This window comes from bacterium, assembly GCA_026398675.1.
Lineage (GTDB): Bacteria > RBG-13-66-14 > RBG-13-66-14 > RBG-13-66-14 > RBG-13-66-14 > RBG-13-66-14.
Window position 1 is genome coordinate 1 of record JAPLSK010000150.1, and the last position, 13,321, is coordinate 13,321.

The window sequence follows — 13,321 nt, forward strand, 5'->3', positions numbered from 1 at the left end:
ATTTGTAATGTTCGTAGGGCGGGGTTTCCTAACCCCGCCGTTTTTTATAAGGTAGCCCTCACCCCCATCCCCGTAAGGCAAGCCTTCTCCCACGGGGAGAGGGGGGTCGAAACAACCCTCACCCCGGCCCGCGGCTCCACCCGTTGCGATGACGTAGTGGCGGGTCTTTAGACCCGCCCGCGGGCCGACCTAAAGGTCGGCCCCTACGTGGGTGACGCGCTATTCAAATCTAATAGTAGGGGAGGGTCTCCTGACCCTCCCGTTAATTTGCCCCTCACTCCGACCCTCTCTGAAATGTAGGGCGGGGATTCCTATCCCCGCCGCTTTCTCACCCCGACCCGTGCCTCAACGGTCTCCCTATATGTAGGGCGGGGATTTTAACCGAGCGAAGCGAGCTATGCCCCTGGCAAATCCCCGCCGCGTTTTCTGCGATCCCAGCCTCGACACTCACCCCAACCCGTAGGCGAGCCTCTCCCTAAAAGGGAGAGGGAGAACACCGGCCCGTGCCTTGCAGTCCTTCCACAGGAAGAGGGGTACGCGGGGCGAGGGACTTTTAATACAGGGTGAGCTGGTCACGAACCCGGTCGCAGTAACGGCAGGCCAGCTTCCCCGGCTCAAACTCGTAGAACTCGGGCGCGGCGTTGTCGTCGAAGTGGGTAATGCAGCGCCGGTTGGAGCATGTGCCCTCGAAAACCGTCGGGATGCGCCAGTTAGAGCCCCTTTTGCCGAAGAGGCGGGAGTGGCCCATGAGCACCAAGAGAAGGGCCATCCGGGCCGGCACCCCGTTGAAGGCCTGCTCGAAGTAGCGCACCCGGGGGTCCGTGTCCACCTCGACGGCAATCTCGTCGAGCCGGGGGAGGGGGTGCATGACTATCATCTCCGCCGGCGCCCCGTCCAGAATCCGCCGGTCCAGCCGGTACACGTGGGCCACCCGCTCGTACACCTCGGGATCCTCGAAGCGCTCCCGCTGGATGCGCGTCATGTAGAGAACGTGGACGTCGTCCAGGCCGCCGGCCAGTTCCCGGCGCTGCTCGACGGTCCCGCCGTAGCGCGACGAGAGGTGGTGGAGGACGTGCGGCGGCAACTCCAACTCCTCGGGGCTGATCGCCACGCATTGCGAGCCGAAAGCGGCCAGGGCCACAGCCAGGGAGTGAGTGGTGCGGCCGTAGAGGAGGTCGCCGCAGAGGGCGACCTTCAAACCCGAAAGGGTGCCGAACTCCTTGTAGATGGTGTACAGGTCCAAGAGGGTCTGGCTGGGGTGGAAGTGCCCCCCGTCGCCGCCGTTCAAGACCGGGACGGTGGAGAATTTTCCCGCCAGGTAGGCCGCGCCGTCCTTGGGGTGGCGCATGGCGATGCAGTCCGCGTAGTGGGCGCTCATCCGAATCGTGTCGGCCAGCGACTCGCCCTTGGCCACGGAGCTGGAGGAAGCCTCGGCGAAGCCCACTACCGAACCCCCCAGGCGGATCATGGCCGTCTCGAAGGAGAGCCGGGTGCGGGTGGAGGGTTCCCAGAAGAGGGAGGCCATGACGCGGTAGGGCAGGAGGGGCGAGATGGGCGAGCCGCCCTGCGTGGCCTTTTCGTATCGGACCCGGGCCTCCATCTCACCGGCGAGCTCCAGCAGCTGGAGGATCTCCTCGGGGGTGAACTCTTCCAGGTCTATAAAGTGGCGAAGGCGCGGCATATCTCCTCCCACGGCGGCGCGTCCATAATTTGGGTCATGGTACGGCAACCCCTTTGCAAAGTCAAGACTGGCCGAATCAATAAAGAACGGGGCTTCGAGCCCCATCCATTCGAGAAAAAGCCGGCCGGCGTCACTCCTGGCGCCGGACCATCCGGGCCAGGTGGGGAACCGGCACGAAAAAGCCCCGCAGCTCGCCTCCGGGGGAATAGACAGCGACACTATCGGATCCGGAAAGCCCGTCGAATTTCTCCAACAGCTCGTTCAGCCCCCGCATCGCACCGTCCTCCAGGACGATCCGGGGAACCTCTCCTCTGTCGGCGTCCTCCCGCCCCGCACCGCGCGGCTCCGGGGGCCCTTTGGGCTCGGCCTCGCAGAGTGAGTCGTCCAGGGCGTCGAACCCCGACTCCGGACGCTCGTGCCGGTTCTTCTCGTCGGCCAGACGGGCGGCCTCCATCATGAGCTCCATTAGGGGAGTGGATATCCGCGGCCGGCACCGGCTCCGCTGCGTCCCGATCCGGAGGTAGACCTCCTGCCAGCCCAGGATTTCGAGCGCCGCCTCCTTGGGCGGCAGGTGGCAGAGCTCCGCGTCGAGCAGCCGACCCTCGGTGAAGCACAGGACGCCCCGATCGCCGCCGAAGGACCGGCAGACCTCCACCCGGCAACTTTTCCGCTCCAACTCCACCATCTGGACGAAGCTGGGGAGGTTCGCTCCCCGGAGCTGACCCTGCTCGCCCCAGTGCCGGACCGTCTTGATTATCAACCGGTGGAGTTGGTCCAGGTCAATGGGCTTTTCGACGTACTCGATGGAGTAGGCGTCGAAGGTCCGCTCGAGCTCGGAGCTGCCGTGGGCGGTCATCACGATGCAAGGGATTTCCGGGTTTTGCTCGAGGACGCGGGTGATGAGCCCGTACCCGTCCAGGCGGGGCATCTTCAGGTCCGTGACCAGGGTGACGACCTTCTCGTTTTCCAGGACGCGCAGGGCATCCTCGCCGTCGGCTGCGACGAGGTAGCCGATTCCGTCGGCGTATTGCTCCAGGCCGTCCTTCAGTGATTCGAGGAAGGCGGCGTCGTCATCAACTAAAAGAACCTTTTTCATGGCTCCCCTCACCGGTGAGAAAAGCAATTGCCGGACCAGGGGCTCGGAAGGCGTATAACGTTGATTGTTTGTGGGTTACGAAATACGCCAAGATGAACGTCCGCCATCCGAGGTCAATGTGCTCCAGCAAAGTAAGGCGTCGTCGCAGTTTGGCGCAGTGATGACGAAGGGCGACCGCGTACCGAATCAAGAAATAAAATAATTTTAATATTCATATTTTACCAATTCATTTTGACCGTTTCATTATGACTCGTTTATACCGGTGTAATCGGGGCCAATTTCGTAGAGTAGCTCCAGGAGCGGATTCTTAATATGCATCAAAATGGCATGCTTGTTGCTTTTATTACCGGCGAGCAATGGAGGACACCCCTCCACCGCACCTTCGACAGGGAGAAACCGAAATCCCCGCATTCTTAAAAAAATCGGGAATGACAACTATCGGCGACTCCCTGACCAATTACCTCCGGTAATCAAGCGTGCCGTCTACCAATTCCATTGCGGGTAATCATGCCGACCCGACCCTGAAAGAAAGCCCGAAACCACAAAAACGAAGTCTTTACCCAGCGCGGTGACGCGGATACGGCCGGGACGGTCACCGAGACCATCCGGCTGGTCAAGACGAACGTGGAACGCTTCGTCTCCCGGGCGGTCGAAATACTGCTCTGACAATCAATCATCCACGGTAATGCCCCAGTGCCCTCGCCGGCGGAGGGGATGAATCGGAGAGCCGCCATGGTCAACAGCGTTCGTTGAAGGAGACAAGGGGTTTTGCCCGTAGGGGCGGGGCTCCATCCCCGCCCGCGGGCGACCACGGAGGGTCGCCCCTACGCTTCGCTCGGTTAAACACCTTGCCCCCACAAACAAAAAGCATCTCTTTAAAGGAGCGTGTGCCGCCCGTATTCAGGTGAGGACGAGGGTTCTTACCTAATGTTATTAACGGACGGGATACGTTTTCCCATTTATTAGGGAGCCCGAACATGTCAAGGGTCCTCCTCGCAACCGGCGACGATAAACTAATCGTCGAGCTGAAGACGCTCCTGGAGGAGCTCGGGCATACGTTCGCCGGCGTCGTCCCGGCGGACGGCACCCTCCTGGAATCCGCCTTAAGCCAGACCGCGGAGGTTCTCCTCTACGACGCCGCGGGCGAAAACGACTCCCGTCCCGTCGTGATACCGGGCGTAACCGTCCTGACCCTGAACGATGAAGGGGGAAATAAAGACCCCGACAACCCCAATCCCTACCGGCTGGTGAAACCGCTGAACCGCCTCTTCATCAAGGCGAAGCTGATCCCCGTCGGTCAGATCCCCAAGGCCGTCCGCTTGTACCAGCAGAACAAGAAGGGGAACAGCACCGGTCCCGATGAATTCGTGTTCAGCCGGAAATCGGGCGAGCCGGTCCCGATCGAGATACGTACCTACCCCATCCGAACCGGCGGCAGAGACTTGGTCCTCGGAATCGCCCGGGACATCTCCAAGCGCAGGCAGGCCGAGGATGGCCTCCGGGCCAGCGAGGCGCGCTTCCGCTCCATGTTCGAGCTCTCGCCCGAGTCCATTACACTCCTGGACCATTCGGGGAGGGTCATCACCACCAACTCGAAGGTTTACGAGTGGCTGGGTTTCAAGCCGGATGAGATTATCGGCAAAAGGTTGTCCAGCTTGCCGATACTGACGAAAACGGGGCTCTTGAAAGTGCTCCAGCAGTTCCGCAGGCGGATCAAGGGGCTTGACGTCCCGCCCTACGAGGCCGAGTTCAACCACAAAGACGGCGGAAAAATTATTGGCCGGATAACCGCCAATCCCGTCCGTGACGAAAAGGGGGATATATCCTCCGTCCTGGTCATCATCTCCGACGTCACCGCCGAGCGGCGGGCCGAGGAGGAGCTGCGGGCCTCCCGCGACCTCCTGAACCGCATTTTAAACGGGATGCACGACGCCGTGAGTGTCATCGGCCCCGATTATCGGATTCGGGAGATCAATGACAGCTTCACGCGCACCTACGGCGGCTCTCGGGAAAAGATTTTAGGGAAAACCTGCCACGAGACGACCCACGGACGGGATAAACCCTGCCCGGAGGGCTGCCACCTGGAGAAGGTGTTCAAAACGGGGAAGCCGAAGACCTTCGAGCACGTACACTTAAACGCCCGCGGCGAGGAGGTGTCCGTCGAAATTTCCCTCTTCCCCCTGCAAAATCCCGAGGGGAAGGTGGAGGGCGTCGTGGAGATGGAACACGACGTCACCCTGCAAAAGCTGGTGGAGAAGGCTCTGCGGGAGGAAATGGACCGGGTGCAGACCTACCTGGACATCGCCGGGGTCATCATCCTGACCCTCGACGCCCAGGGGAGTGTGACGCTCATCAATCAGAAGGGGTGCGAGGTCCTGGGCCGCCCCGAGGGGGAAATTCTGGGGAAAAATTGGAAGGATAACTTCATCCCCGACTGGACACGGGAGCGGGTGGAATACACGTTTAACCGACTAATGGCCGGCGAGGTGGACCCGCTCAGGTACGTGGAAAGCTACATCCTGACCCGCGACGAGAAGATGCGGCTCATTGCCTGGAACAACACCGTCTTCACCGATGACGCCGGGAACGAGACCGGCACCTTGAGCTCCGGCGAGGACATCACCGAGCGGCGGCTGGCCGAAACGGCGCTCAAGGAGAGCGAGGAGAAGTTCCGCAATTTCTTCGAGAACGAGCCGGAGTACTGTTACATGGTATCGCCGGAAGGGATTATCCTGGACGTCAACCGAGCCGCGCTCTCGACGCTGGGCTACGAGAAGAAGGAGCTGGTCGGCGCGCCTTTGAGACGCATCTACGCCCCGGAATCGCACGATAAGATGGAGCGGCTCCTCACCCAGTGGAAAGAGATGGGTACACCCCAGAATGAGGAAATGATCATCCAGACTAAGGGCGGCGATAAAAGGTACGTTTTGTTGAGCGCCACCGCGGTCCTCGGTCTAGATGGGGAGCCCGTCCACTCGATTTCAGTGCAGCGAGACATCACCGAGCGCAGGCAGGCCGAAACGGCGCTGAAGGAGAGCGAGGAAAAGTACCGCAACCTGGTGGAGCGGGCGAACGACGGCATCATCATCGTTCAGGACGAGCGATTGAAGTACGTGAATCCGCGGATGGCCTAGCTCTTGGGATACATTAATGAGGAGATGTTGGACACCCCGTTTTTGGACTACCTCGAGGACGGGGAAAGAAAAAAGGTTTCCGTCAGTTACAGGAGCAGGATGGGGGGCGAAGACCCGCCGCCCGTCTACGAAACGGTGATGCTGCACAAAGAGGGCCGCCGGGTGATGGTGGAGATCAACGCCGGGATGATCATGTACGGGGGCAGACCGGCGGACTTGGTGTTCCTGCACGACATCACGCAACGCAAGGAGGCCGAGAATGCCCTCCGCGAGAGCGAAGCCAAGCTGACGGCGACCCTGAACTCCCTGCCCGACCTCCTCTTCGAGGTGGACCATTGGGGTAAAATCTACGACTTCCGCACCCCCGACGCTTCAACGCTCTACGCCGCCCCGGAGAATTTCCTCGGGAAAACCGTGGACCAGGTGATCCCCCCGGAGGCGGCCCGGATCATCATGGACGCCCTCGCCCAGGCCGTGGAAAAAAGGAGCCACCACGGGGCGGTTTACGTGCTGAATATGCCCGACGGCCCCCATTGGTTCGAGCTCTCCATCGCCGCCAGGGGCGACCCGAAGGCTCCCGAAGGCCGCCTGATCGTCACATCCCGCGATGTGACCGAGCGGGTGAAGGTCGGGGAGGCACTGCGGCTCTCCGAGGAGCAGTACCGCTTCCTCTTCGAGGGCAGCACCACCCTCAACCTTATCATCGGCGTGGACGGCACACACCTGGACTCCAACATCTCCGTCCTGAAGGAGTTCGGCTACTCTCGCCAGGAGGTCCAGGGGAGAAATGCCATGGAGTTCGTGGTCGAGAAGGACCGGGAGCTCATCACCGGTCTCCTGGAAAAATCTTACCGGGGCGAGGACACGCCCGAGATAGACGTCGGCATCATCGCCAAGGACGGCTCCGTCCGCACCATCCTCTTCTCCCGGGGGAACGTGGTCCTCACCGATGGCGACCGGCCGGTGAGCGTCGTCGTCACCGGGATAGACATCACCGAGCGCAACAAGTCCGTGGAGGAGATAAAGAAAGCCCTCCGGGAAAAGGAGGTCATGCTGAAGGAAATCCACCACCGGGTGAAGAACAACCTGCAGATAATCTCGAGCCTGTTGAACCTGGAAGCCGGAAAGACGCAGGACGAGAATGTGTTAGACATCATCTCGACCAGCCAGAACCGGATCAAGTCCATGGCGCTCATCCACGAGAAGCTCTATCAGTCGAAAGAGCTCTCGCGGGTCGACTTCCCCGGTTACATCAGCAGCCTGCTCGACTCCCTCCTCCTCACCTACTCCGACGACTCGCGGTTCGTCACCCCGCAGCTCGACCTCTCTCCCCTGTACCTGGACATCAGCACGGCCATCCCACTGGCCCTCATCATCAACGAGCTCGTCTCCAACTCACTGGAGCACGCCTTCCCCGACGATCGCAAGGGCATCATTTCAATCGGATTGAAGGCCGCGGGGAACGACGACTACACGCTTTTGGTGGCCGATGACGGGGTGGGCATCCCGGACGATTTTGACTTGGAAAACACGAAAACCCTGGGGTTACAATTGGTAAACATGCTCACCCAGCAGATAGACGGCGTTATCGAGATGGACCGGGGTACGCAACCGAAGGGAAGAAAGGGCATAGAGTTCAGGATAACCTTCTCGGAAAAAACGCCCCAGGCGACCCATGAAGCGTAGACCCAACATCATCCTCCTCGTCGCGCTCCTCGGGCTCGCCGTCTGGACCCTGGACGCCCTCGCCGATTCGCTATTCCTCGCGAAACCGTTCGCGGACGCTCTGTTCCTCGACGTTTCCGGCTTCGAGTTGTTCCACCGGCTTACCGTGTGGCTCTGCTTCTCCATTCTTCTCTTCAGCCTCTCGAGATTTTTAAAGCGCGGGGGAAAGACGCGGACGGGCCCCCTGGAATCGGAAGAAATTTACCGCACCATCGCCCTGAACTCGAAAGACGGCGTCGCCATCATTGCCGATTTACGGCTCAAGTACGTCAACCCGAGCCTGGCGAAGATGCTCCGGCGCACCGCGGAGGAGATGATCGGGACCCGGGCGACGAAGTACATCCTGGAGTCCGAACGACCCCGGCTGCTCGAGATGTACAAAAAAAGGATGGCCGGCGGGGAAGTCCCCCACATCTACGAGACCGTCCTGAAGGTGAAAGACGGCGAACCGGTCCCCGTCGAGGTCAGCGTGGAGGTGATCAACTACGAGGGCCGGCCCGCGGAAATGGTTTACTACCGCGACATCTCCGAAAGGAAGAGGGCCGAGGAGGACCTTTGCGAATCGGAGAAGAGATACCGCTTCCTGGTGGAGAACACCTACGACCTGTTTTACCGCATCAACCTCGAGGATGAGAGCTACGCCTACCTAAGTCCGGCGTTAGAGAAAATCCTCGGCTACACCACCGAAGAGTACATCGAGATGGCGAAAACCGGCGAGCTGGCGAAGCGGATTCACCCCGACGACATGGCGATGCTCAAGGCGGATGCCGAGAAGCTGTGGGAAAACGAGCGCGGGGCGCTGGAGAACCCGGTCATCGAGTACCGCCTGCGCCACAAAGACGGCAAATATCGCTGGCTGTCCGATGCGCGTCGAGTCGTTTTCAACGAAACGGGGAAAGCCACCGCCATCGTGTGGGTGTCCCGCGACATCTCGGAAAGCAAAAAGACCGAGGAGGAGCTCGTAGAATCGGAGAATAGATACCGCTTCCTGGTGGAGAACACCCTCGATCTTTTTTATCGGGTCAACCTGGAGGATGAGAGCTACGTCTACCTGAGCCCGGCCATAGAGAAAGTCCTCGGTTACACCGCCGAAGAGTTCATCGAGATGGCGAAAACCGGCGAGGTGGCGAAGAGGATTCACCCCGACGACATGGCGATGCTGTTGGCAGACGCCGAGAAGCTGCGGGACAACGGGCGCGGAGCCCTGGAGAACCCGGTCATCGAGTACCGTCTGCGCCACCGGGACGGTGAGTATCGCTGGCTGTCCGACGCGCGTCAGGTCGTTTTCGACGAGACGGGGAAAGCCACCGCCATCGTCGGGGTGTCCCGCGACATCTCCGAACAGAAACGGGCCGAAATGGCGTTGCAGGTGTCCGAGGAACGGTACAGGACCTTTACCGAAGAGGCCCAGATCGGCGTCTACATCTACGACAACGGCCGGCTCCTGTTCGTGAACCCGGCCATGGAGCGCATAACGGGCTATTCCAAAGCCGAGCTTCTCGCCATGGACACCCAGCGGATGGAGATACCAGACGAGCGGAAGACCGATAATATCCGGGAGGAAATCCGCCAACAGAAAGACGAGAACGTCCACCATTACTACATGCATCTCCTGCGCAAGGACGGCGAGATCGCCATCCTGGAGTTCCAGGCTCACCCGATCGTCTTCGAGGGGCGCAACGTCACCTTCGGCAACTGCACAGACATCACCGAAACAAAGAGGAACGAGGAGCGGCTCAGGGAGGTAATCGCGGAGAAGGAAGTCCTTATAAGGGAGATTCACCACCGGGTGACGAACAACCTCCAGATTATCTCCAGCCTCCTGTACCTCGGTTCGGAAGATCTGACGGAGTCGGACGCCATCGCGGCGTTCCGTGAGAGTCAGAACCGGATAAAGATAATGGCCCATATCCACGAGATGCTTTACCAGTCACAAGACACGGGGAGCATCTATCTGCCGGTTTACCTGGCGGACATCGTGAGCTCCATCTTCAGCTCCTACTCGACCAATCTGGGTAACCTTGACTTCGAGCTGGACATTGACGACGTAGACCTCGGCATCGACACCGCCATCCCGCTGGGGCTCTGCGTCAACGAGCTGGTGGCGAACTCCATCGAGCACGCCTTCCCCGACGGGAAGGGTCGGGTCAGCATCAGCGTAAAAAAGGTCGGCGACGGCCGCCTCAGATTGCGCATCGCGGACTCGGGCATCGGCATACCCGAAGGGACCGACCTCGGCAAGACCAAGTCTCTGGGGCTGCAGTTGGTGAAAATGATGGTGGAGCAGTTACAGGGGGAATTGGAGTTGCACCGAAAGGACCCCACGGCATTCACCATCACCTTTTCCCATGCAAGCCCATCCACTCGGGCGGCTCATCTAAACGGTTGAGAGGGGGGAAACCGAACCCAAAGGGGAAAAAGTGAAAGTGCTGGTCGTCGAAGACGAGATTATCGTCGCCCGGGACATCGAGAACCGGTTGAACAACCTCGGGTACACGGTCGTCGGCCTGGCGTCCACCGGCAAAGAGGCGGTCCGGAGCGCCCTCGACACCATCCCCGATCTGGTTCTCATGGACATCATGCTGAAAGGGGAGATGGACGGCATCCAGGCGGCGGAGAGGATAAACCGCGAGCTGGACATCCCGATCGTCTACCTGACGGCTTACGCCGATGAGACGACGCTGGAAAGGGCGAAGATAACCGGCCCCTTCGGCTACATCATCAAGCCCTTCGAGCAGCGCGGACTGCACACGACCATCGAAACGGCGCTCTACAAGCACGAGCTGGAAAAGAAACTGAAGGTCTCTGAGGAGCGTTACCGCACGCTTCAGGAAAATCTGCCCATCGGCATCTTCAGGGCGACGCCCGATGGGAGTCTCGTCTTCGTGAACCCTTCCATGGTGCAGATGTTCGGGTATGCTTCCGCGGACGAGATCATGGAAAAGCGGGTAAACGACCTGTACGCAAATCAGGGGTACAAACGGTCGCTGAAAATGGGGCTTCGTCTCAGTGGGGTGGTTACCAACTTCGAGGCCGAGCTCCTGCACAAGGGGGGGGAGAGGTTCTGGGCCTCCCTCAACGTCCGGGCCGTCCAGGACGACACGGGGAGAATCCTCTACCACGACGGCACGATGCGGGATATCACGGCGGTCAAACGCGCCGAAGAACTCGAGAAGGAGTATCTCCGCGACCTCGCTTTTCTCTCGAAGACGGCGATGGAATTCGTGGCCCAGCCGCCGGAGGAAAACCTCCACGACTACGTGGCCGAGAAGGTGCAGGAGATAGCGCCGGGCTCTGTGGTCGTCGCCGTTACCTCCCTCGATTTAAAAGATGGCGTTTTCACCCTCCAGGCTGTCGCCGGGCTTGGAAAAGGCCTGGGCGGCATCCTGAAGGTGCTGGGGCGGGACCCCATCGGGTGGGAGATTCCCTTCACCGACGAAATCGGCGAAGTGATGAAAAAGGGCCGCCTGCGCCAAATCTCGGCCGACTACGACCGGCACTCGAACGGGGCGATTTCGAAGAACGACGCCGAAGCCATCCGGAAGCTCATGGGGGCCGGCCAAACCTACCTCATGGGAATCCTCAAGCAGAACGCGCTCCTCGGCTCCGTGGTCATCGTGATGAAGAAGGGGCACCGGATAACCAACCGGGACATGGTGGAGGCGTTCATCAACCAGGCCGCCGTGGCCCTCATGCGCCGGCGGGCGGAAGAGGCGCAACACGAGAGCGAAAAACGCTACCGCCAGCTCTTCCACTACATGAACATCGGCGTCTCCATCCTGGAAGCGGTCGAGGACGGGAAGGATTTCATTTTCAAGGACTTCAACCGGGCGGCCGAAAAGATAAACCGGCTCGATAGGGAGCAGGTCATCGGGGCCAGGATCAACGACGTGTATCCCGGGTTGAAAGAGACGGCAATACTCGAGGTCTTCAGGAAGGTCTGGCGGAAGGGAGGGTCCGAATACCTGCCCGCCTGGCTCTACAAGGACGACCGCATCTCCGGTTGGCGGGAGAGCTACATCTACAAACTGCCCTCCGGTGAGATAGTCAGCGCTTACCAGGACGTCACGGAGAAGATACAGGCCGAGGAGGCGCTCAAGAATTCCGAGGAGCGTCACCGCTCCGTGGTCGAGACCGCCCGGGACGCCATCGTAACCATAGACGATGAAGGTCTCATCTCCTTCTGGAACCGAGCCGCCGAGAAGATGTTCGGTTACACCGAGGACGAGATAGTCGGCCGGCCCTTGACCCACATCATCCCGAGCCGTTTCCAGAACGGGTTCAAGGAAGACATCCAGGGGCTGAAAAATGCGAAGGCCCTCTCCCTTTCGGACCAACACCGGCCGGTGTCGGCCACGCACAAAGACGGGCACGAGTTTTCCGTCGAAATCACCGTCGAGGGCTGGAAGCAAGGCTCGAGGCAGTTCAACACGAGCATCATCCGCGACGTCACCGAACGCAAACGCATGGAGGAGACGATTATCTCCGCCAAGCAGGAGTGGGAGCGCACCTTCGACGCCGTGCCCGACATGATAGCCTTCGTGGACACGAACGGATGTGTCATCCGGGCCAACAAATCCATGGCCGCGCGGCTTTCTAAAAACGTGAAGGACCTTATCGGAAAACCCTTCTACGGGCTGTTCTACGGAACTACGGACCCGCCTGTGGAGTACCGGATGCCGCAGAGTTGGAGCACTGGCGAGAGCGATTCCCGGGAGCTCCATCTGGCGCACCTCGAAGGGGATTTCTCCCTCACGTTCACGCCGCTTTACGACCCCTCCGACCGGCTCCTGGGGACGGTCTTCGTAGGTCGCGACATCACGGAACAGAAGCGCGCCGACGAGGCCCTCCGGCGTCAGGCCATGATCAACCAGGCCGAGCACATTTTCAGCTCCATCCGCCACGAAATGGGAAACGCCCTCAACACGCTGAAAACCACCCTTTCCGTTCTGTGGAAGAACTACCTGAACTTCGACCCCGAGAAGAGGGAGACCTATTTCATCCGCTGCCTGGACACCTTCAAGGTGGCCGAACGGCTGCTCGGCGTGCTGAAGGAGTACCAGAAGTTCGACAAGATTGAGCTGAACCCCATCTACCTGGACCGGTTCCTCCAGGAGAAATCAGGCCTGTTCGTGGATCTGGCGCGGCAATCCAACGTGGATTGCGAGGTGGACATGTCCTTCTCCGACATCCGGATCAACGTGGACAAGGACGCCCTGATCCAGGTTCTCTTGAACGTCGTGGACAACGCCATCGCCGCCACCCACGACTCGAAGGACCCCCTCGTCACCATCGAGTGTCGGCCGCTTTTAGCACGCCCCAAGGGGAACGACTGGGCCGTCATCACCGTGACCGACAACGGACGCGGGATCCCCCAAGACGAGCTGACGAAGGTCTTCACCCCGCTTTTCACCACCAAACCGGAGGGGTCGGGCCTGGGGATGGCCATCGTCCAGAAGAGGATGATGCAGATGGGCGGCGAGGCGAAGATACAGAGCGAACCCAACCAGGGCACGACCGTGGAACTGTGGCTCCCCCTCTACTCGGATGAGAGGGCAACGAAGCTCCCCGTCTAAAGACAAGGAGAAACAAGGGGGTTAACCGAGCGAACCGAGCTACGCCCCCGGCGAACCGAGCTACGCCCCCGGCGAAACCCCTTGCCTCCTCTCAAATGAGCGATCCAAC

6 protein-coding genes are annotated in these 13,321 nt (G+C 60.3%); 4 read left to right on the top strand and 2 right to left on the bottom strand.

What is annotated here, in order from left to right:
- Positions 1–553: 553 nt before the first annotated feature.
- Both pyrB and NTW26_03985 read right to left on the bottom strand, forming a co-directional pair.
- On the bottom strand, positions 554–1,681 hold the full coding sequence (gene pyrB, locus NTW26_03980; GenBank protein MCX7021431.1) for an aspartate carbamoyltransferase: 1,128 nt from the start codon (positions 1,679–1,681) through the stop codon (positions 554–556).
- A gap of 130 nt (positions 1,682–1,811) precedes the next feature.
- A complete protein-coding gene (locus NTW26_03985) occupies positions 1,812–2,777 on the bottom strand; it encodes a response regulator (GenBank protein ID MCX7021432.1) in 966 nt (321 codons plus the stop codon).
- A 977-nt stretch (positions 2,778–3,754) separates the two neighbouring features.
- Here NTW26_03985 and NTW26_03990 point away from each other — a divergent pair.
- The 4 genes from NTW26_03990 to NTW26_04005 are packed head-to-tail and all read left to right on the top strand — an operon-like array spanning position 3,755 to position 13,212.
- Entirely contained in the window at positions 3,755–5,911 is a 2,157-nt protein-coding gene (locus NTW26_03990) for a PAS domain S-box protein (GenBank protein ID MCX7021433.1), read from the top strand.
- Positions 5,912–5,914: 3 nt separating this feature from the next.
- Positions 5,915–7,597 carry a PAS domain S-box protein gene (locus NTW26_03995; protein ID MCX7021434.1) on the top strand — a complete coding sequence of 561 codons (1,683 nt, stop codon included), beginning with the start codon at positions 5,915–5,917 and terminating at the stop codon, positions 7,595–7,597.
- Positions 7,587–10,025 carry a PAS domain S-box protein gene (locus tag NTW26_04000; GenBank protein MCX7021435.1) on the top strand — a complete coding sequence of 813 codons (2,439 nt, stop codon included), beginning with the start codon at positions 7,587–7,589 and terminating at the stop codon, positions 10,023–10,025. Before NTW26_03995 ends, NTW26_04000 begins: the two co-directional genes overlap by 11 nt.
- A gap of 31 nt (positions 10,026–10,056) precedes the next feature.
- Positions 10,057–13,212 (top strand): PAS domain S-box protein, encoded by a 3,156-nt coding sequence (locus NTW26_04005; protein ID MCX7021436.1) that lies wholly within the window; start codon positions 10,057–10,059, stop codon positions 13,210–13,212.
- Positions 13,213–13,321 lie beyond the last annotated feature (109 nt).